Consider the following 19,535-nt stretch of genomic DNA (forward strand, 5'->3'; position numbering starts at 1 on the left):
GCGTTCTGAGGTGTTCGAGTGTACCACAAATCGAAGGACCCCCGTTAACAAACGGCAGTTTCAACCGGCAAAGCCGCCACTAGCAGTACTCCGCTCCGTTCCCTAGTGCGCTTCCGCCCAGTTCGCACCCTGCCCTGCGTCCACCGCCAGTTTCACATCCAACTTCACCGCTGGCTCACTGGCGTTCTCCATCACGCCGCGCGCCGTCGCAATCAAATCATCAACCGCGCCTTCATTGATCTCAAAGATCAACTCATCATGGACCTGTAGCAGCATCTTCGCAGGCATCCCCTCTATCGCCGCTCGGCATCCGAATCATCGCGCGCCGGATTACATCTGCCGCGGTGCCTTGAATAGGTGCATTGATCGCGGCGCGCTTGGCAAAGCCGGCGTGAGGGCCCTTCGCATTGATCTCGGGCGTATTGATCTTGCGCCCAAAGAGGGTCTGCACATAGTTGTGCTCTTTCGCAAAGGCGACGGTATCATCCATGTATTTGCGAATACCGGGGAAGCGCTCAAAGTAGCGGTCAATAAACCCCTGTGCCTCGCCCCGTGGGATGCGCAGATTACGGGCCAAACCAAAGCCGGAGATGCCATAGATCACACCAAAGTTGATGGCCTTGGCCTGTCGGCGCACGTCCGGCGTCATTTCATCCAGGGGCACATCAAACATCTCGGACGCCGTCATCGCGTGAATATCGATGCCATCAAGGAATGCCTGTTTCAGCGCATCAATCCCGGCGATATGCGCCAGAATCCGCAACTCGATCTGGGAATAATCGAGGCTGACAATCACCTTGCCCTCTTCGGCGACAAATGCTTCGCGAATACGACGCCCTTCTTCTGAACGCACTGGAATATTCTGCAAGTTCGGATCGGTCGAGGCCAAGCGCCCGGTGTTCGCACCCGCAATGGAATAAGATGTATGCACACGCCCCGTGTCTGCATTGATGTGCTCTTGCAAAGCATCGGTGTACGTCGATTTCAGTTTCGAGAGTTGCCGCCAATCCAGCACTCGGCCGGGTAATTCATGCTCTGTCGCGAGGTCTTCCAAAACATCGGCACCCGTCGCATAGGCTCCGGTCTTGCCCTTTTTGCCGCCCGGCAAACCCATCTCATCAAACAGAATTTCGCCCAGTTGCTTGGGCGAACCGACATTGAAAGGCCGCCCGGCCATTTCTTGAATATCTGCTTCCAGTCCCGCCATCTTCTGCGCAAAGGCATTCGACATCCGGCTGAGTGTATCGCGATCCACCTTGATCCCATGCCGCTCCATCTGCGCCAGCACCGGCACCAGCGGACGTTCCATTGTTTCGTAAACCGTCGTGACCCGGTTCACATGCAGTTGCGGCTTGAATTGCTGCCATAAGCGCAGGGTGATATCGGCGTCCTCAGCGGCGTATTTCACCGCCTCATCCACAGGCACGCGATCAAAGGTGATCGCGGATTTTCCACTGCCTAACAGCGGCTTAATCGGAATAGGCGTATGCCCCAAATACCGCTCTGACAGCGTATCCATCCCATGATTATGCTTGCCCGCATTCATCGCATAGGACATCAGCATCGTGTCATCAATTGGTGCGACAGTGATATCCAAGCGGGCGAATATTTTGGTGTCATACTTCATGTTCTGGCCGATTTTGATGACCGCAGGGTCCTCCAAAACCGGTTTGAGCATGGCCAGGCATTCATCAAGGTCCATCTGCCCTTCGGCCATCTCATCCGAGCCAAACAAATCATCGGAGGCCGCCGATTTATGGGTCAACGGGATGTAGCACGCCTGCCCCGCCTCGACGCAGAGCGAGATGCCAACCAGTTCGGCAATCATTTCGTTCAACCCTGTCGTCTCGGTATCGACGGCCACGTAACCGCGTTCACGAATGCGGTCGATCCAGACCTGCAAGGCAGCCGCGTCGCGCACACATTCATAGGCCTCGGGGTCAAAGCCAACAGCCTCCGGCGTCGCTACTTCGGTTGCCGCTGGCGCCGCGGCCTCAATCACTGGCGCTTCAACACCCAGTTTTTCGGCAATCCGTTTGGTGACCGTGCGGAACTCCATCTCGGCCAGGAACCCCATCAGCACCTCAGGGTCAGGGTCCTTCACTTCCAGATCGTCCAGCCCAAACGCTAACGTCATGTCACAGTCCAGTTGCACCAGTTTCTTGGACAGCTCGATCTGCGCGCGGTGCGCAATCAGCGTTTCACGACGCTTGGGTTGTTTAATTTCCCCTGCCCGGTCCAAGAGGCTTTCCAGATCACCGTATTCGTTGATCAACAAAGCGGCTGTCTTGATCCCGATCCCCGGCGCACCCGGCACATTATCTACGCTGTCCCCAGCGAGGGCCTGCACATCAACAACCCGCTCTGGACCGACACCAAATTTCTCGACCACGCCGTCGCTGTCGATGCGCTTGTTCTTCATCGGGTCCAGCATCTCGACACCGTCCCCAACCAGCTGCATCAGGTCCTTATCAGACGACACAATCGTGACACGGCCCCCGGCATCGCGGGCCTGATGCGACAAAGTTGCGATGATGTCGTCCGCTTCAAACCCTTCCATTTCTTCACAGGCAATATTGAACGCCTTGGTGGCCACACGGGTCAGCGGGATCTGCGGGCGCAGGTCCTCGGGCATCGCCTCGCGGTTCGCTTTGTATTGATCATACATGTCGTTGCGAAACGTATGGCTGCCTTTGTCAAAGATCACCGCCACGTGGGTCGCGGCATCGGCGCCATTGTTGGCCTCAACATAGCGTTGGAGCATGTTTACAAACCCGCTGACCGCGCCCACCGGCAGGCCATCGGACTTGCGCGTCAGTGGCGGAAGCGCGTGATAGGCGCGGAAGATAAACGCCGATCCATCAATCAGATGCAGATGACAGCCTTTTCCAAACGACATAGCGGACCCCCTCAGATGCGTTTTCAACACCTATCTTGCGGGGCGCGCATGGTCTAGTGGGCGGCCTGAATGAAGGTCCCGTTTTGGAGGTCTTTCATGGCCTGATGCAGTTCCGCTTGCGTGTTCATCACAATCGGACCGTGCCATGCCACAGGTTCCTCTATAGGGCGCCCCGCAACCAACAAGAAGCGGACACCTTCCGGGCCAGCTTGCACGGTGACATCATCGCCATTGCCGAAGCGAACCAGCGTCCGATTGCCGGTCAGATCGCGGATGTTCAACTCTTGCCCGGCGACCTCTTTCTCAACGCGCACACCGACCGGATCAGCCGCGTCGACAAAGCGGCCCGTGCCTGCAAAAACATAGGCGAAAGCATTCGCGCGCGTATCCACCGGCAGGCTCTTGCGGGTATTGGGCGGGATTGAGACATCCAGATAAAGCGGGTCGGCGGCGATCCCATCCACAGGGCCAGCCTTGCCCCAAAACTTGCCCGTGATGATTTTCACCCGCGTGCCATCATCATCAATAATCTCGGGCACATCATCACCCGCGATATCCTGATAACGCGGGGCCGTCATCTTGAGCGAAGAAGGCAAGTTCGCCCACAGTTGAAACCCATGCATCTGGCCCTTGGCGTTTCCCTTTGGCATCTCCTGGTGCAGAATACCGGAACCAGAGGTCATCCACTGCACAGACCCGGCACCCAAAACACCGTGATTGCCCAGCGAGTCGCCATGCTCCACCTCACCCTCCAGCACATAAGTGATCGTCTCGATCCCGCGGTGCGGATGCCAGGGAAAACCGCGCTCAAAATGCGCAGGATCGTCATTGCGAAAATCATCAAGCAGCAGAAACGGATCGCTCTCGGCCGGATCACCAAAACCGAAAACGCGGTGTAGGTGCACACCTGCCCCTTCCATCGCGGGCTGGGCATGAGTTGTCTGGGTCACAGGGCGGAATGTCATGGCATGCTCCTCAATTGCTTAAGAAGACAGATAGCCCCCACAAACCATCACGCAAACGCAGAACGGCGAACAGGCTTTGTGCGGCGCTGCGCGAACCCGTCAGACTTTGCCTTCAAAATCTTTGTGCACCAGTTTGGCGTCGCAATAAGGACACTCGATCCAACCATGTTCTTGCGGGATTTGCAGCCAGACGCGGGGATGCCCCAACGCGCCTTCGCCACCGTCACAGGCCACACGCCAATCATGTACAATCTTTGTCTCAGGTGCCGGTGTGGACATGATCACTCTCATCTGGTTGCCGCGGGGTGCAGCCCGCCTTAAGTCTGCACACAGACATACCGCAGACGCGGACGAGGGGAAAGACGGCATGACCGACAATGCGATAGAAATTCATGGTCTGAAAAAGACCTATGCCGCCACCGGTCGCAGCCCCGCGAAAGAGGCGTTGAAAGGGATCGATCTGACAATCCCGCGCGGGTCGATCTTCGGCCTTTTGGGCCCAAATGGTGCCGGGAAATCCACGCTGATCAACATCCTCGCGGGTTTAGTTGTGAAATCCGCAGGCACGGTGAAAATCTGGGGATTTGATCAGGACAAGAACCCACGTCAATCGCGGGCTGCAATCGGGATTATGCCGCAAGAACCGCATCTTGACCCGTTTTTCACACCCGCTGGCTCACTCGATGTGCAGGCAGGCCTCTATGGCGTCCCCAAAGGCCAGCGCAAGACGGCGGAAATCCTTGAGCTGATTGGACTGACGGATAAGGCAGACGCTTACGCGCGGTCTCTTTCAGGCGGGATGCGGCGCAGGCTGCTTTTGGGTAAGGCGCTGGTGCATTCACCACAAATCCTCGTCTTGGATGAGCCCACCGCAGGCGTCGACATCGAGTTACGCAACATGCTGTGGCAAAACGTGCGCAAGCTGAATGCACAGGGCATGACGATCATTCTCACGACCCACTACCTCGAAGAGGCGGAAGAGATGTGCGACGACATTGCCATTATCAATCATGGTGAAGTGATCATCAAAGACAGTACGGCCAATCTACTCGGGCGGCTGGACAGTAAAACGCTGGTGATCACGCCCGAAACCGATGCTGATTTGCTTAGCCCTGCCCGACAACATCACGGGCCACAAGCAAGCCAATGGCACGCTGACCTTCACCTATCAAAGCGGCACAACGCCCGCCGATCAAATCCTATCGCTGGTCCGCGATGCCGGGATCACGATCAAAGACGTTAAAACCGAAGAAGCTGACCTCGAAGACGTGTTTCTCTCACTGACATCAGCACGCTAGCCCCCGTTTTCGTCGTCCAGTCAGATTCGTCGAAAGCGTCAAAATTTTAGAATTTGGATCACCCTTGCAGCATGCGCCCCAACGGACGCCCGCCCAGAATATGCATATGATAATGTGGCACATCCTGCACGCCATGGGCGCGCGTATTCGCGATGCTGCGGAACCCTTCTTTCACATCTGTTGTCCGACAGACCTCGGCGACGGCCTGCATAAAGCCCACTTGCTCTTCCGGTGACGCATCGCGCGCAAAGTGATCAAGGCTGACGTAGGCCCCTTTCGGAATGATCAGCACATGTACTGGCGCTTGGGGGGCAATGTCCTCAAACGCCAAAGCATAGTCATTCTCGTACACCGTCTTATTAGGGATTTCCCCCCGCAGAATTTTGGCAAAGATGTTCTGGTCGTCGTAGGTGTATTGCATAGGGTCCTCAATCAACAAAGAGATGGGGGGTGTCGGCAAGTGTGCGGGCCACTTCTGGCGACGCGTTCAGGAATTGCGCAATCGCATGAGCGTTTTCATCCGACGTGGCGGTTTCCTTAATGCGGCTGGTATGCGCGAATTTTGCATCCCGTATCGCATCACGCTCGTAGATCATATCATGCCGGATTGTTGGCAAGAGCCGTTCTAATGTTGCATCGCTGGTCTGTGGTCCGGCAAGGCCAACGCGCATGGCATGACCAACCAGATAGTCGTCATCGAAACTGCACTCGATCTCAAGCAGACGCACTGTCGCGCGATCGGCAAAGAAATCAGCCATCAGATCGAGGCTTGATGTATCAAGACAGATCACGAGCCGATCGCTGTCATAATGATCAAACAGCATGCGCATCAATGCGCGCCGGTGGCGGCCACGCTTTTGCAGCGAACTCTCAATCCCGCCAAGGTCCGGTAAATCTGTATCATCTTCGTTAAACAAATACTCAATGGCAGGGACATTCGTATGATGCTGGATCGCGGCAACCAGACGTTTGGCCACATGCCATTTCTTACAGGCAATGATCATCAACTCACGGCTGCGGCCCAAAGTCGTCTCGTTTTCCCAGAAACGTGGCGCAAAACGGCGACCGATCCGGCCTCGCCCAGTGAGAAACTGAAACAGGTTGCGCCCCTCATCCGAGATCACAAAATCCATCTGATCGCTGGCATAAAGCGCGCCCAGGCGCTCGCGCAAATCTGCCGCCTCTGCGCTGATCTTGCGGGCAAAAAGTGATCCTTGCCCCAAAAGCAGATCATAGTGGTCGTTGTAGAACGTCACTGGCATCCCGTAGTCAGTGAACATCAGGAACGTCAGCGTCCGGTTCTCGATTTCACGGGCTAAGCACAAGGTGGCGCACAAGTGTTTGAAAGAATGTCTCGTCCGGAATCCACGTGGTGCGGAAAAACCGCATCACATCGCGGCGGGCGTAAGCAAATTCCAACACCGCCTCAACAGTCTGTCGGCGCAGGCACCACCATTGGCTGCCGATCATGATCTGCAAGTCTTCGGGAATCTTACGAGTCATTTTGAAACGTTTTTGCAGCTCTAGCGCGGTGTAAAAGCGTCGTTTCTGCGTGCGCTCGTTGAAGAAATGACGATAGATCAGGCGTTCTTCGCGAAAACCGGTCTTGATCCAGTTGCTGTCAAAGAAATCGTGGCTTTCGATATAGTCCACGTCATTCTCATCCAGCAGCCGATGGGCAAAACCAGCGGATTTGATGGGCATGCAATCGCCGGAAATCATGTAGAAATGGGTCGCACGGGAGAATGCAGCAACCGCGGCCTCGACCGCATGCAATGTGGCTTGCACCAGGCTCCATTCGCCCCAACCACATTTGACCCTGCGTTTGGCGAAGGCGACGTTGGTGTTGTCACCTAGGGCCTCTTGAATGGTCTGATAATCCTGCGCCGACGCAGAAGCGTCGAAATGGATCGCGATGTAATCACCCGCCGCCGTCAACTGTTCGGCCTGCTGGATGATTACAGCCGGGTTTTTGTGACAAAGCAGGATAAAGGCGACACGTGCCATGTGTTTTTAAGCGACCTCAGTTGCGTTCGACGTTGTCATAGCGCGAACAGACATTGAAGTGACAGGGTTTCTTTGCTTTGAAAGGAACTGAAAACAAGCAGGAGAGTACGTGTGGCGAATTTTCCCGGAACATGGATGACCCAAAGCGAAAGTGTGGTCTATCGTGTCGTGCCGAAATGCGCCTGTTCTTCTATTGGTCAGATCATGTATTTCTCCGACCATGGTGCGTTCTTCGACGGGGATATCCATGATGCCAAGACGGGGATTCATAAATGGGCGCTTGATGACAGCAAGGCGCTGATCGAGGCCAACGTCAAAGCACACCAAAGCCATGCCTTCACTTGCGTGCGCAATCCTTACACCCGTATTCTGTCATCGTTCTTCGATAAAATCTGCGGTGTGCAGCGCAATGGGAAGTACTATAGGGGAAACCTCGTTCCTCTATTGATACAGAAATATGGAATCGAAGTTGGCGATCCTGAGAGTGGTTTTGAGTTCGACCAGATCAAAAGCTTCCGTCGCTTCCTGCTGTTTGCCCGCGACACAATTCGTTGGCGCCGCCCGATGGAGCCGGACATCCATTGGTCGGCCATGTCCGGCCATATTTCGACTTTCATTGTGAATGGTGGGCGGTATGACAACATCTTTTGGACGGAAAGGTTCAATGATGGCATGCAGCGTGTGCTGGACGGTATTGAAACCGCGCATCCCGTTGATCTGGCCCAGATACCCCGGTTCAACGAAAGCGAGGGGCACGGACCCAAGCGCGTGCATCCGGTTGAAGACTACTTCGACGACCTGTCGATGCACATTGTCTACGAAATCTACAAACGCGATTTCCGCATCTTCAAGTATGATTTTGAGAACCCGGCCAACAAAATGCCCATTGGCGAGATCGACCTTGATGAGGTGCACGCGAAACTCGGCTAGGCGTTGCGCCTTCGGCACCATGAGAAGTTGGTGGTCGACACGGGTATGGATCACCCTAAGTATCTGATCGTAAAGACCAAGGAGCTGTCGGTTTGTCTGTCGTTCTTATACTTGGCAGTGGCCCAAATGTTGTCCGGTGCCGCGACTGGACGCGCGATCCGTTTGATCGGATCGTGGCGATCAACAACGCGTGGGCGGTGCGTCCTGACTGGGATGATCTGATCCATCCCGATGATTTCCCCGTCGAGCGGATGCCGGTGGATATTGCTGCGCATCAGCGCATCATTCGGGCGGCAGACTATGTACCGCGCCAAAACACATTGGGGGGCTTTGTCTATGCTGGCGGCACGATGGCGTTCACCGCATCCTATTGGGCATTGGCCGCGCTGAAGCCCAGTGTGATTGCGGTTTTGGGGTGCGATATGGTCTATGCGGGTGCCAGCAAAACGCATTTCTACGGCGCAGGAACCGCCGATCCCCTACGGGAGGATGTCACGTTACGCTCACTTGAGGCGAAATCGGCGCGCCTGTTGGCCATCGCGGCACGCCAAAACTGCGCGATGGTGAACTTGTCTGCCGATGAAAGCCGTCTTGTCTTTCCACGTGCCGAACGCGCCACCGTCGGGCAAACACAACCTGTTGCTCTGAATCAGGACGCTGTTGACGCCGCATTGGCTGAAGAGGCCCGGCTCGACTACTTCGTACCTTCCGGCAAGTACTGGAAGGAAGAGGCAAGCTTTGATCCAGCCGCCATTGATGCGCTGGATGCGCTTTGGCTTAAATCAGCCCTTCCGCCGCAAAAAGGGTCTTAAGGTCAGCCTTCGGGCGCGGCCCGATATGGCCAATGACCTCGGCCGCGGCCACAACACCCATACGCCCGCAGGTTTCAAGCGATTGCCCGGTGGTGAAGCCGTAAAGGAAACCAGCCGCGAACTGATCATAAGCCCCGGTGGCATCGACAGGTACGACCTTGTGCACCGGGACTTCCACTTTTGTGTCGCCCTGAAGCAGGATCACCGGATCACCGGAACACGTGCAAACGACTGTTTCACACACAGAGCGGGCCTGCGCCAAAGCCGCTGACAGGTCAGTCGTTTCATAAAGCGTCGTCCATTCGGCAGCATTGCCAAGAACAAAATCCATGTCTTCTGCGATCAGGCGCTGAAAGTCGGCGCGATGCCGGTCCGCACAAAACGGGTCAGACAAGGTGATACCAGACCGTCCTCCGGCGGCGCGCATAGACTGCGCAGCAGCCGCAAAAGCGGTTTTGCCATCGTCTTTGTCAAAGAGATATCCTTCGAGAAACAGGACCTTACCGCCTTGGAAAAGCGCCTCTTCCACGTCGCTTTGTCCCAAATCAGCGCCAGCGCCCAGATAGGTGTTCATCGACCGCTCACCATCTGGCGAGACAAAGATCATCGACCGGGACGTCGGGGCCTCAGCCACAGGGGATGGTGGGTTTGGAAAGGCGGTCCCTGCCTCTTGCATCCCTTTGGCATAGAACCGGCCCAGCGCGTCATCCTTGACCTTGCCGATGAAAGCGGTCGACAGACCCAAGCTGCCCAAACCCGCAACAGTATTCGCCACCGACCCCCCGGCGTTTCCGTCCGGTCCGTCATCGCGCCATAAAGCAGCTCGGCCCGGTCCCGTTCGACCAGTTGCATGATGCCCTTTTCGATCCCCATGTGATCCAGAAATGTATCGGCGGCATGGCCGATCACATCGACAATCGCGTTGCCGATGCCAATAACGTCATAATTACTCATAGGTTCTTGTCCTCAAACATACATAAGTCACGGATCAAACAGGCCGCGCATTTGGGTTTTCGTGCCACGCAGGTGTAGCGACCATGCAGGATCATCCAGTGATGGGCATGGAGTTGGAAATCTGCCGGGATATGGTCCTCTATGGCGCGTTCAACCGCATCGACATCCTTGCCGGGGGCAACGCCACTGCGATTGCCAAACCGAAAGATATGGGTATCGACGGCCTGCGCTGGCTGGCCCCACCACATGTTCAGCACCACATTGGCCGTCTTGCGACCGACACCGGGCAATGATTGCAGCGCCGCACGGGAATTGGGGACCTCACCACCGTAATCATCGACCAAGATCTGGCTCATTTTAATGACGTTCTTTGCCTTTTGACGAAACAGGCCGATTGTCTTGATATGCTCGGTCAGCCCTTCAATCCCGAGATCGAGCATCTTCTGGGGTGTATCGGCAATCTTGAACAATGCGCGCGTTGCTTTGTTGACGCCCGCATCTGTCGCCTGCGCCGACAAGGCGACCGCCACGACCAATGTATAGACGTTCACGTGCTCTAGCTCGCCCTTCGGTTCTGCCTCGGCGGTCTGAAAGCGCGTGAAAATCTCGCGTATGGTATGATAGTCGAGCTGTTTTGCCATGCGATCCCGTATGCCGCGAAGCCCCCGCGGGGCAAGCGTCAGATGCGCAATTTCCGGGTCGCATCGTTGCGGCATTGTCCTTAATTTGAATGGTATGGAACAGACACAAACATACCACTACCAAGTCATGCGTCGGGCGATTGAAGCAATAGACGCCGCAGGTGACACCCCCAAACCCTGGCCGATCTGGCTGCAGAGATGAACATGAGCTCTGCACATTTCCAGCGGCTGTTTTCCTCTTGGGTTGGGGTGTCGCCCAAGCGGTATCAGCAATATCTGACGCTGGCACATGCCAAAACGCTCTTACGTGACCGGTTCACTACCTTAGAGACCGCACATGCCGTCGGGCTGTCCGGCAGTGGACGGTTGCATGACCTCTTTGTGCGTTGGGAAGCGATGAGCCCCGGCGACTTTGCGCGCGATGGTGCTGACCTCACGATCTATTGGGGCTGGTTTGAAAGCCACTTTGGCCCTGCGTTGGTCATGGGCACGGATCGCGGGATTTGCGGTCTGGCCTTCGCAGCAGAAGCAGGACCAGAACCCGCGATGGCCGACCTCAAATCGCGCTGGCCCAAGGCGGACTTTGTCGAAGACCCCAGCTTCCTACGCCCTTGGGCCGAAGCCGCACTGGGGATGAATGGCGAGACCAGGCTGCATATGATCGGCGCGCCCTTTCAGCTAAAGGTCTGGGAAGCGTTGCTAACGATCCCTTCGGGCCACGTCACGACATACTCGGAGATTGCGCAATCTATCGGCAACCCCAAGGCCGTGCGCGCTGTGGGTACGGCGGTTGGACGCAACCCTGTTAGTTGGTTGATCCCCTGTCACCGTGCTTTGCGCAAATCCGGTGGATTGGGCGGATACCATTGGGGTTTGCCGGTCAAACGGGCCATGCTGGCATGGGAGTCCGCAAGGGCAGACGTGCGACCTGAGCAAGTATAAAGTAGGCAAAACCCTGCTGGTCGCGGGGGCGTTATTGGATATCATGGCGGAAATAGGCATAAGCTGACCCATCAAACAGGCGCAATTCAGGCGCTCATACAAAATGGAACCATGACCATGACACTTACGAAATTCCCCCTCGTGCTTGCAGCTGCGTCTCTGACATTTGTCGCCGCATGCGAACCTGGAGGCCCGAACGACTTCCAAAACACCCAACAAGGCGCGTTGCTCGGCGCAGGTGCAGGTGCATTGGTTGGCGCGCTTGCAAATAACGACGGCTCCGTCCGCGAACGCAACCAAGCTGCACTGATCGGTGCCGCACTCGGTGCAGGCGTCGGTGCAGGCATTGGCAACTCACTTGATCGTCAGGCTGAAGATCTGCGCCGTCAGTTGCGTAACGATGTTGGCGTATCCAACAACGGTCGCGATCTGCGCGTTGTGCTCAGCGAAGACCTGCTTTTCGCAACCAATAGCACAAGTCTTTCTGGCACAGCACAACGGGAACTGCGGATCGTGGCAAGCTCTTTGCAACAGTACCCTGACACAACCGTCAATGTGATCGGACACACCGATAACGTCGGTGATGCATCTTTCAACCAAGGCCTGTCAGAGCGCCGTGCATCCGCTGTATCTTCTGTCTTGATCGGCGGTGGCGTATCACCACGCCGGATCCGCTCGATCGGCGCAGGCGAGAACAATCCGATTGCCTCAAACCTGAACGCCTCTGGCCGCCAGATGAACCGCCGGGTCGAGATTGTAATCACGCCAAACTAAGGCGCTCGAACGATCGCATGAAGGGGGCGCAGCGGTGCGGCCCCTTTTTTATTGTGAACCATCTGGTTTGGTCATATCATTTGACCAATATAAAGCGATTTACCTCATGCCATTCGAACCCGTCCAGCAAGAAAAACTGTCCCAAAGCGTCATCCGCCAGATCGAAGGCTTGATCCTACGCGGCATCCTGCGCCCTGGTGAACGGCTCCCTTCTGAGCGGGAGCTTAGCGAACGCATGAGCGTTTCGCGGCCCTCTTTACGCGAAGCGCTGGCTGACCTGCAGGGGCGCGGCCTTCTGACCTCAAAGGCGGGCGCCGGGGTCTATGTCGCTGACGTGCTCGGCTCTGCCTTTGCCCCGGCACTTGTGACCCTCTTTGCCACGCATGATGAGGCCGTCTTTGATTACATCAGCTTTCGGCGCGATATGGAGGGGCTGGCGGCGGAGCGCGCCGCGCGCCTGGCAAGTGATACGGACCTGAAAGTCATCGACGCGATCTATGAAAAGATGGAACTGGCCCATCAAAAGCGAAACCCAGCGGATGAAGCGCATCTGGACGCTGATTTCCACCTGTCCATTATCGAGGCCAGCCACAATGTGATCATGCTGCATATGATGCGGTCCATGTATGAACTGCTGCGCGAAGGGGTGTTCTACAACCGTACCGTTATGTTCAAACAACGTATGACACGCGACACGTTGCTCGACCAACATCGCGTCATAAACGATGCGCTACAAAACCGCGATCCGGTCGGCGCACGTCAGGCCGTCGAGACGCACTTGAATTTCGTCGAAGGTGCGTTGTCTGATCAACAAAAGGCGGATCGGAATGAAGCCTTTGCGCAAAAGCGGCTAGAACACGAAGTAGGGCGCTAAACCGCTAGCGGCCTACGCGCAGTTCGGCCCCAAGCCAAGTCGACACCGCAGCCTGAATGGCGATGCCTGCCTATGCAGGCAGGTGTAGAACATCGGCGGTTTGTCCACGGATCACCGCGATGTTCCAAAACCAATGCCAGATGATCAACGACCACCGATTGCCAAGACGGCGTGCACCCATTGTTTTGGCCGCCGACGCTACGCGGCCAAAGACCGCTCGGTCCCCGCAATAAAAAAGCCCGGTCACGCTGAACGTAACCGGGCTTTCAATTCTGGTCCAAAGGAAGGCTTAGTGCAACTTCTCAGCAACCGTTGCGATGGAGTCGTCGATCAACGCACCAGCAGACTTCGCGTCCATCTGCTTGGCAATCACGTCCTTTGCCGCACCTACGGCAACTGCAATCGCCTGATCGCGCACCTCTTTGACCGCGGACGCTTCAGCGCTGACGATCTGCTCTTCAGCGGCGGCCAGACGGCGGGTGATGGACTTGGCAATATCGTCCTTTGCAGCAGTCGCGGCATTGGTTGCCTCTTCCTTGGCAGCAGCAACGATCCGTGCGGATTGCTCCTGCACTTCCTTTTGCTTGCGCTCATAGGTGGCCAGCAATGACTGTGCCTCTTCGCGCAGCGCCTTGGCTTCGTCCAACTCAGCTTTGATGCTGTTGGCACGCTTATCCAGCATGCCGCCGACAAGGCCGGGGACCTTGAAGTAAACCAAGATGCCGATGAAGATCAGGAAAGCGATCGTGACAACAAAGTCGGTGTTGGCGAGCGAGAAGAACGGCTTGTCACCTGCAGCCAGCGCAGGGCTGGCGGCAATAGCAAATAGGGATGTGAGCAATGCGCGCATGATCTTATCCCTTCATCCGTGCGGTCACCGCAGCGGTGATTGTCTTTGCATCAGCAGAGCCACCCATGGCCGCAACCAATTCCTTGGCGGTATCCTTGGCGACGGCTGTCACGCTCTTTACAGCACCCGCGCGAATTTCGGCAATCGCTGCTTCGCTTTCGGCTGTCTTGGCAGCAATCTGCGCGTCAGCTTTCTGTAGCTCGACATCCAGTTCTGCCTGAATTTCTGCTTTCGCTTCGGCCACAATTTTGTGGGCTTCGGCGCGGGCATCCAGAAGGGCTTGGTCATAAGCAGCTTCAGCTTCCGCCGCTTTGTTCTTCAGCTCTTCGGCTGCAGCAATATCGTTTGTAATCGTGCCAGAGCGTTCCGCCAGAACCGCGCTGATGCGTGGCAAGGCGATGCGTGACATCACAAAGTAAAGTGCGATCAGCGTGACCAGCAGCCAGAAAATCTGGTTGGGCATCCAATCGGCGCAAAGCTGCGGCATGCCAAGGGCAGAACCCCCTGCATCAACGCATACTCCTGCGGCGTCTGTTGTTTCTGTTGCCATGATGGCCCCCGAATACCTTGATGTTTTACCGACTGACGCGATGTTACGCGTCAGTCAGCCGTAAGGATATGGGTCGTGTTCTTAAACAGCGAACATCAGCAGAAGCGATACGAGGAATGCAAAGATCCCCAGGGCTTCGGCGAATGCCAGACCGATGAACAGTGTTGCTGTTTGACCAGCAGCAGCAGATGGGTTGCGCAGTGCGCCTGCCAGATAGTTACCAGCAACGGTACCAACACCGATTGCGGCAGCGCCGGAACCGATTGCAGCCAGACCAGCGCCGATGTGTGCGAGTTCGCCTTCCATGTGAATTCTCCTTACGATTGGAAGTTGAGTAGTATGACGGGCGATCCCGCCGTTGTTAGTGTGCCGGGTGAAGCGCGTCCTTGAGATAAACGCACGTCAGAATTGTGAAAACATAAGCCTGAATGCCACAAACCAGCACCTCAAGACCGTAGATCGCGACGATGCCGAAGATGGCAACCGGGCTGACCAGTGTGAGCGCCGCAAAGCCAGCAAACACTTTCAGAACCGCGTGACCCGCCATGATGTTACCGGCCAGACGAATAGAGTGGCTGACCGGGCGAACGAAGTAAGAAATAACTTCAATCACCGCAATGATCGGGCGTAGGATCGCTGGGGCATCTGACATCCAGAACAGGCCAAGGAATGCCGGGCCGTTCTTGACAAAGCCGAGGATCGTGACCGCGAAGAACACACCAAACCCGAGGATCGCAGTGACCGCAATCATGGATGTTGGCGAGTAAGACATCGGGATCAGCGCAAGGTAGTTCGAGAACAGAATGAACAAAAATAGCGTCATGATGTAAGGGAAGTACTTCACACCATCCTTGCCGCAGACACCCTCAACCATCTTATAGATAAAGCCGTAGATCAGCTCGCCGATAGACTGCAAACGCGTCGGCACAACAGCACGACCGCGGCTGCCAAGAACAAAGACGGCAACGATTGCCAACAGCGCAATCGCCATCCAAAGTGTCAGGTTCGTTGGCGTGTACCAGTGCACAGGGCCGTCACCAAACAATGGTTTGACGATAAACTGATCCAGCGGGTGAAAAACCAAACCACCTTCTTTTTCTTCAGCCACGTGCGTCGCCCTCTTCTTTCGCAGCCTCTTGCTGCTTTTTTGCACCTCTTTGGCGGATCGCATCATGGTCAGAACACCGGCTGCGAGGCCAAAGAATATGAACAGCACCAGGAAAATCGGGGTTGTGCCCAACAGGGTGTCGATCCCGTATCCGATGCCAAAGCCAATCCCTAGACCGGCCACAAGCTCTATCACCATCCGCCAAGCCAATTGCGCCTGAGAGTAGTGTTCTTCTGAGTGGTGCTTGACCTCCATGCAGCTCTTTGAGCGCCGCGATTTTCGCTTCAAGTGCCCTCAGGCGATCAGCGTCATCCGGATCGGACATTGGTTTGCACCCTTCACAAGGTTGCGTTGGGTCTATGATCTGACCCTCTTAGAGTCAAGTACGGCATGGAGCATAATTTATGGAATAAAAACAATATGTTATATATTCCCAATCGTGCAAAATTAGGGATCGGCAGTGCGCAAAACGCGCAAAGCAATGTTCAACCAAATGGTTGACTAACGATTGACGGATCGCAGCCCCGCACTTTGATCCAGCAACCAGTCTCGAAACAGGCGCACCGCACTGCGGCGCATCACACCTTCGGCAGACACAAGATGATAGCTTCCCATACGGAAGCCGATATCAGAACACTGGATCAACCGGCCCGCAGCCGCGTCAATTTCGGCAATCTCACTTGAGATCAGCAAGACGCCATGACCGGCCAACGCCGTCTCATAAGCCAACCGCGCACGCATTCGCCAATCGGATGGGGCACTGGCAGGAGGTGGGCACCCCGCCAGCCCGGCCCACTTCCGCCAGGTATCTTCGTGACGATCGCGCAGCAGCGGCAGTGACAATATCTGCTCTGGCGGTATACACCCCGACACAAGGCTGGGCGCAGCGAAGGGAAAAAGCGGCGCGTCACTTAAGAGCGGCGCATCGTGACCTTCGGGCCCGGCCTTTGAGAACCGCAATGCAAGGTCTGCTTCATATCGGTCCAAATCTGCAATCGTGCTACTCGCCTGCAGCCGCAACTCGATATTCGGGTAGCGCTGATAAAAGTCACCCAGTTTGGGGATTAGCCATTTCATTGCAAAAAGCGGTTCGGCATCGACAGTTACTTGGCCCGCAGGCCGCTGGTCAAACACTTCCGAGGCCTCAGCAATCCGGTCAAATGATGGGCTGAGCGCTGCCAAATACCGCGCACCCGCCTGGGTCAGCGCCACACCGCGCGGTAGATCACGAAACAGCCGTGCACCCAATCGGTCTTCCAACCCGCGCACATGTCGGCTGATGGCGGAATGACTGACCCCAAGCTCTTCCGCAGCACCAGAGAAGCTTTGATGGCGACCGGCGGCTTCAAAGGCACGCAGGGCATTGAGTGGAGGTAAAGCGCGCGGCATGTATAAAGCGTGCCTTTTTTGCACACACCATGTCAAGGAATTGACTTTGATATTGCGCAGGGCCTGCTGCATCATCCTACGCAACACTTCAGGTATAAGTAAGGAAAAGCCATGAAAATAATGACTGCTCTGGCAGGCATATGGTTACGCTTTGCCAAATGGGTTCAGCGCGACCCCACGAAACTGCCAAAACCAATCAGTGACCATGTGGCACAGGATATTGGCATGACAAAGGCGGAGTTGGAGCGGCATCGCTTTGTCTGGCCTTCGGAATCAAAGGACCGCCCGTTGTTATGAAACGCTGGCCTGATGTTGCATTGGTTGCTAGAAGTTGCGGCCATGACCCGACACCTCGACACGATTTTTGCGGCGCTGGCCGACCCGACCCGCCGTGCGATCCTGTCGATGCTGCTTGAGGATGATATGGCCGTCACGGATGTGGCCGAACCGTTTAAGATGTCACTGGCCGCCATATCCAAGCATCTGACAGTTTTGACGGCTGCCGGATTGATTTCGCAAGAGAAGCGGGGGCGCGTCAAATGGTGCAAGCTGGAGCCAGACGCATTGCGTGAGGCATCGGTCTGGATGCAGGCCTTTGGTCAGATGGATGCGATTGATCTGGACGCGTTTGAGAGTTTTCTGGCGCAAGAGTTGAACACGTAAGGCGGTTTATGGTCCGTCCTGTGTCACTCCTCGCGAAGCAATAAAACCAGGGCCGCAATCGTCAGCAGCAACCCTAGCAGAACCAAGGCTGGCGGCGGCACACCACCCAAAGCCAGCTCCCACACAATCACCCATGACGGGGTGAGGTAGGTGTACGCCATGACCTTCGAACTTGGCAGGCGCAAGGCCGCAAACTGCAACAGTACAAATGTTGCCGCACTTGCAAAGACCGCCGTGTAAAGGATCGTAATCCAGACAATCGCGGGCAAAGCCGCCCAATCGGTGCTCACAAGATCATTCCAACCCCAAGCGGTCAGCAAAAGTGACCCGGCCAGCAGCACGCCAAAGGAAAACACCACCGCCGTTTCGCCCCGGTTCAACTTGCGCACCAACGGCGTATAAACCGCATGGGCCATGCAACCCCAAAAATAGATGATCTCACCACGCCCGACTTCAAACCGTAGGATCGCCGCCACATCCGCCCGGAAAATCACCCAGATCGCACCCACCGCTCCGATCAACAATGCAAGCGCCATGCGCGACGTCAGCATCTGGCGCAGCAAGAGCCATCCAAAACCCGCCGTCAGGATTGGCGTCAAGGTAAAGACGGCCGCGGCACTGACCGGAGGGGCCGTTTTCAACCCCTCAAACATCAAGACAAAGTAGGTCGTGAAGAACAAGGCAAGCAATGCATATCGCCACGGCGCGCGCATAGCGCTGCGCGAGACACCGGTTGTCGCCAAGGCCACACCGCCAATGATCAAGGTGGCTATCCAGAACCGCATGGCATTCAGGGCACTGGGCGACATTTCATTGGCGGCCAGCGATCCCAAAGCAAAGGAGCCCGCCACAAGCATCGAGAACACCAGCATCGCAAGATGCCCGGCGTAAGAGGCGGACATTAGCACTCCAACGTTTTGATACGATCTTTGAGGAACCGCAGAAAGGATTGCACCTTGGTCGTGCGGTGCAAATCAACATGGGTCACAATCCAAAGCGGTGCTGACCATTCCTCGCGCCGCGGGATCACCTCGGTCAGTTCGGGATGCGCCCGCAATTCCTGTGCCAGCACAAAGCCAATGCCAGCGCCCGCGACAATCGCATCCTGCATATTCCGGTTCTCAGTTGCGCGGTAAATGAAACGATCATCGCTGACCATATCACGCAGCCAGCGGGTAAAGGGCGCGCGGCTCTTATCGCTATCATGCGTGACAAAGTAGTGGTTCTTCAGATCGTCTTCATCTTTTGGCATCCCATGGCGCGCCGCATAAGCATCTGACGCCACCAAAGCCATATGCTGCTGCAAAAACGGCTGTACCACATTGTCCGGCTCTTCCGGCATGGTCCCGGCCCGGATGGCAACATGCGCCTCGCCATACTCCAATCGAAACACCCGGTCGCCGGTGCGGTAGCGGACCCGGACCTCTGGATGCTCCGCCTGAAAATCAACCAAAATTGGCGTCAGCATCCGCGATGCCATGCCCAGCGATGTGACGACCAGATCACCGGATACCCCTTCGCCCTGCCCTTTGATCCGGCCAGCCAATTGCGTGAACTGATCGTCAGTCGCTTGGGCGACCTGCAGCAAATCTTGCCCCGCCTCGGTCGCCGTATATCCCCGCGCATGGCGCTGGAATAGCTTGACGCCCAACCGCTGCTCTAATGCATCAATGTGCCGGATGACGGTCGCATGGTGCACGCCCAACTCATCGGCGGCGCCGCTGACGGTGCCTTTGCGGGCGACCTGAAAAGCGGTCCTGATTTCATCCCAGTTATCCATTGGCAATCCTGTGCGCTGACAAACATATCATGTTGAAATTCGACTATATCGTTCGCCAATGCAAGGGCATAGTTTCATCCCGACGCCAATTCAGGAGCA

At 56.2% G+C, this 19,535-nt stretch carries 18 protein-coding genes and 5 pseudogenes; 8 read left to right on the forward strand and 15 right to left on the reverse strand.

Annotation, left to right across the window (positions count from 1 at the left end):
• Positions 1-102: 102 nt before the first annotated feature.
• From polA to QTO30_RS09480, 3 genes and pseudogenes are all read right to left on the reverse strand, one after another.
• Positions 103-2,899: pseudogene (polA, locus tag QTO30_RS09470) on the reverse strand (DNA polymerase I).
• Positions 2,900-2,952: 53 nt separating this feature from the next.
• On the reverse strand, positions 2,953-3,864 hold the full coding sequence (locus QTO30_RS09475; RefSeq protein ID WP_340423911.1) for a pirin family protein: 912 nt from the start codon (positions 3,862-3,864) through the stop codon (positions 2,953-2,955).
• 99 nt (positions 3,865-3,963) lie between these two features.
• Positions 3,964-4,143, reverse strand: coding sequence for a zinc-finger domain-containing protein (locus QTO30_RS09480; RefSeq protein WP_100369161.1), 180 nt, complete (start codon positions 4,141-4,143; stop codon positions 3,964-3,966).
• A gap of 88 nt (positions 4,144-4,231) precedes the next feature.
• On the opposite strand from QTO30_RS09480, the gene QTO30_RS09485 reads away from it, so the two are divergent.
• A complete protein-coding gene (locus tag QTO30_RS09485) occupies positions 4,232-5,107 on the forward strand; it encodes an ABC transporter ATP-binding protein (RefSeq protein WP_445327185.1) in 876 nt (291 codons plus the stop codon).
• A gap of 113 nt (positions 5,108-5,220) precedes the next feature.
• Here QTO30_RS09485 and QTO30_RS09490 read toward each other — a convergent pair whose 3' ends face one another.
• Both QTO30_RS09490 and QTO30_RS09495 read right to left on the reverse strand, forming a co-directional pair.
• Entirely contained in the window at positions 5,221-5,583 is a 363-nt protein-coding gene (locus tag QTO30_RS09490) for an HIT domain-containing protein (protein ID WP_340423912.1), read from the reverse strand.
• A 7-nt stretch (positions 5,584-5,590) separates the two neighbouring features.
• A pseudogene (locus QTO30_RS09495) lies at positions 5,591-7,169 on the reverse strand (DUF5928 domain-containing protein).
• Between the two features lie 135 nt (positions 7,170-7,304).
• Here QTO30_RS09495 and QTO30_RS09500 point away from each other — a divergent pair.
• Both QTO30_RS09500 and QTO30_RS09505 read left to right on the forward strand, forming a co-directional pair.
• Entirely contained in the window at positions 7,305-8,099 is a 795-nt protein-coding gene (locus QTO30_RS09500; protein ID WP_340425913.1) for a sulfotransferase family protein, read from the forward strand.
• A 92-nt stretch (positions 8,100-8,191) separates the two neighbouring features.
• The gene (locus tag QTO30_RS09505) at positions 8,192-8,911 is read left to right on the forward strand and encodes a hypothetical protein (RefSeq protein WP_340423913.1); all 720 of its coding nucleotides are present in this window, start codon (positions 8,192-8,194) and stop codon (positions 8,909-8,911) included.
• Here the strand turns inward: QTO30_RS09505 and QTO30_RS09510 are convergent.
• Together QTO30_RS09510 and nth are read right to left on the reverse strand one after the other, a co-directional pair.
• Positions 8,877-9,865: pseudogene (locus QTO30_RS09510) on the reverse strand (adenosine kinase). The gene QTO30_RS09505 and the pseudogene QTO30_RS09510 overlap by 35 nt on opposite strands.
• Positions 9,862-10,506: an endonuclease III gene (gene nth, locus QTO30_RS09515; protein WP_340423914.1), complete on the reverse strand. Its 645-nt coding sequence runs from the start codon at positions 10,504-10,506 to the stop codon at positions 9,862-9,864. The pseudogene QTO30_RS09510 and the gene nth overlap by 4 nt, the downstream one beginning before the upstream one ends.
• A gap of 94 nt (positions 10,507-10,600) precedes the next feature.
• Between nth and QTO30_RS09520 the strand changes: the two are divergent.
• The 3 genes and pseudogenes from QTO30_RS09520 (at position 10,601) to QTO30_RS09530 (ending at position 13,096) form a co-directional block, all read left to right on the forward strand.
• Positions 10,601-11,448 (forward strand): annotated as a pseudogene (locus tag QTO30_RS09520) (bifunctional helix-turn-helix domain-containing protein/methylated-DNA--[protein]-cysteine S-methyltransferase).
• Positions 11,449-11,565: 117 nt separating this feature from the next.
• Entirely contained in the window at positions 11,566-12,222 is a 657-nt protein-coding gene (locus QTO30_RS09525) for an OmpA family protein (protein ID WP_340423916.1), read from the forward strand.
• Positions 12,223-12,328: 106 nt separating this feature from the next.
• Positions 12,329-13,096 (forward strand): FadR/GntR family transcriptional regulator, encoded by a 768-nt coding sequence (locus tag QTO30_RS09530; RefSeq protein WP_340423917.1) that lies wholly within the window; start codon positions 12,329-12,331, stop codon positions 13,094-13,096.
• 289 nt (positions 13,097-13,385) lie between these two features.
• Here the strand turns inward: QTO30_RS09530 and QTO30_RS09535 are convergent, their stop codons facing one another.
• The 6 genes and pseudogenes from QTO30_RS09535 to QTO30_RS09560 all read right to left on the reverse strand — a co-directional run bounded on the left by QTO30_RS09535 (position 13,386) and on the right by QTO30_RS09560 (position 16,993).
• Complete coding sequence (locus tag QTO30_RS09535; protein ID WP_340423918.1) at positions 13,386-13,946, reverse strand: F0F1 ATP synthase subunit B; 561 nt, start codon at positions 13,944-13,946, stop codon at positions 13,386-13,388.
• Between the two features lie 4 nt (positions 13,947-13,950).
• Positions 13,951-14,496 carry a F0F1 ATP synthase subunit B' gene (locus QTO30_RS09540; protein ID WP_340423919.1) on the reverse strand — a complete coding sequence of 182 codons (546 nt, stop codon included), beginning with the start codon at positions 14,494-14,496 and terminating at the stop codon, positions 13,951-13,953.
• 81 nt (positions 14,497-14,577) lie between these two features.
• A complete protein-coding gene (locus QTO30_RS09545; RefSeq protein WP_008233394.1) occupies positions 14,578-14,802 on the reverse strand; it encodes a F0F1 ATP synthase subunit C in 225 nt (74 codons plus the stop codon).
• Between the two features lie 55 nt (positions 14,803-14,857).
• The gene (locus QTO30_RS09550; RefSeq protein ID WP_340425914.1) at positions 14,858-15,604 is read right to left on the reverse strand and encodes a F0F1 ATP synthase subunit A; all 747 of its coding nucleotides are present in this window, start codon (positions 15,602-15,604) and stop codon (positions 14,858-14,860) included.
• A 117-nt stretch (positions 15,605-15,721) separates the two neighbouring features.
• Positions 15,722-15,859, reverse strand: a pseudogene (locus tag QTO30_RS09555) (AtpZ/AtpI family protein); the annotation flags it as partial.
• A gap of 246 nt (positions 15,860-16,105) precedes the next feature.
• Complete coding sequence (locus QTO30_RS09560) at positions 16,106-16,993, reverse strand: LysR substrate-binding domain-containing protein (protein WP_340423920.1); 888 nt, start codon at positions 16,991-16,993, stop codon at positions 16,106-16,108.
• A gap of 111 nt (positions 16,994-17,104) precedes the next feature.
• Here QTO30_RS09560 and QTO30_RS09565 point away from each other — a divergent pair, with 111 nt between their 5' ends.
• Together QTO30_RS09565 and QTO30_RS09570 are read left to right on the forward strand one after the other, a co-directional pair.
• Positions 17,105-17,290 carry a hypothetical protein gene (locus QTO30_RS09565; protein WP_340423921.1) on the forward strand — a complete coding sequence of 62 codons (186 nt, stop codon included), beginning with the start codon at positions 17,105-17,107 and terminating at the stop codon, positions 17,288-17,290.
• A 42-nt stretch (positions 17,291-17,332) separates the two neighbouring features.
• Positions 17,333-17,656, forward strand: a complete 324-nt coding sequence (locus QTO30_RS09570; RefSeq protein WP_340423922.1) for an ArsR/SmtB family transcription factor — start codon at positions 17,333-17,335, stop codon at positions 17,654-17,656.
• Between the two features lie 23 nt (positions 17,657-17,679).
• Here the strand turns inward: QTO30_RS09570 and QTO30_RS09575 are convergent, their stop codons facing one another.
• Entirely contained in the window at positions 17,680-18,558 is an 879-nt protein-coding gene (locus QTO30_RS09575) for a DMT family transporter (RefSeq protein ID WP_340423923.1), read from the reverse strand.
• Positions 18,558-19,436, reverse strand: coding sequence for a LysR family transcriptional regulator (locus tag QTO30_RS09580; RefSeq protein ID WP_340423924.1), 879 nt, complete (start codon positions 19,434-19,436; stop codon positions 18,558-18,560). Before QTO30_RS09580 ends, QTO30_RS09575 begins: the two co-directional genes overlap by 1 nt.
• Positions 19,437-19,535 lie beyond the last annotated feature (99 nt).

The sequence above is a fragment of the Yoonia sp. GPGPB17 genome (assembly GCF_037892195.1).
Lineage (GTDB): Bacteria > Pseudomonadota > Alphaproteobacteria > Rhodobacterales > Rhodobacteraceae > Yoonia.

Coding starts and splice junctions, on each gene's coding strand:
- QTO30_RS09475 (WP_340423911.1), bottom strand. CDS start 3,864: ATGACATTCCGCCCTGTGACCCAGACAACTCATGCCCAGCCCGCGATG.
- QTO30_RS09480 (WP_100369161.1), bottom strand. CDS start 4,143: ATGTCCACACCGGCACCTGAGACAAAGATTGTACATGATTGGCGTGTG.
- QTO30_RS09485 (WP_445327185.1), top strand. CDS start 4,232: ATGACCGACAATGCGATAGAAATTCATGGTCTGAAAAAGACCTATGCC.
- QTO30_RS09490 (WP_340423912.1), bottom strand. CDS start 5,583: ATGCAATACACCTACGACGACCAGAACATCTTTGCCAAAATTCTGCGG.
- QTO30_RS09500 (WP_340425913.1), top strand. CDS start 7,305: ATGACCCAAAGCGAAAGTGTGGTCTATCGTGTCGTGCCGAAATGCGCC.
- nth (WP_340423914.1), bottom strand. CDS start 10,506: ATGGCAAAACAGCTCGACTATCATACCATACGCGAGATTTTCACGCGC.
- QTO30_RS09525 (WP_340423916.1), top strand. CDS start 11,566: ATGACACTTACGAAATTCCCCCTCGTGCTTGCAGCTGCGTCTCTGACA.
- QTO30_RS09530 (WP_340423917.1), top strand. CDS start 12,329: ATGCCATTCGAACCCGTCCAGCAAGAAAAACTGTCCCAAAGCGTCATC.
- QTO30_RS09535 (WP_340423918.1), bottom strand. CDS start 13,946: ATGCGCGCATTGCTCACATCCCTATTTGCTATTGCCGCCAGCCCTGCG.
- QTO30_RS09540 (WP_340423919.1), bottom strand. CDS start 14,496: ATGGCAACAGAAACAACAGACGCCGCAGGAGTATGCGTTGATGCAGGG.
- QTO30_RS09545 (WP_008233394.1), bottom strand. CDS start 14,802: ATGGAAGGCGAACTCGCACACATCGGCGCTGGTCTGGCTGCAATCGGT.
- QTO30_RS09560 (WP_340423920.1), bottom strand. CDS start 16,993: ATGCCGCGCGCTTTACCTCCACTCAATGCCCTGCGTGCCTTTGAAGCC.
- QTO30_RS09565 (WP_340423921.1), top strand. CDS start 17,105: ATGAAAATAATGACTGCTCTGGCAGGCATATGGTTACGCTTTGCCAAA.
- QTO30_RS09570 (WP_340423922.1), top strand. CDS start 17,333: ATGACCCGACACCTCGACACGATTTTTGCGGCGCTGGCCGACCCGACC.
- QTO30_RS09575 (WP_340423923.1), bottom strand. CDS start 18,558: ATGTCCGCCTCTTACGCCGGGCATCTTGCGATGCTGGTGTTCTCGATG.
- QTO30_RS09580 (WP_340423924.1), bottom strand. CDS start 19,436: ATGGATAACTGGGATGAAATCAGGACCGCTTTTCAGGTCGCCCGCAAA.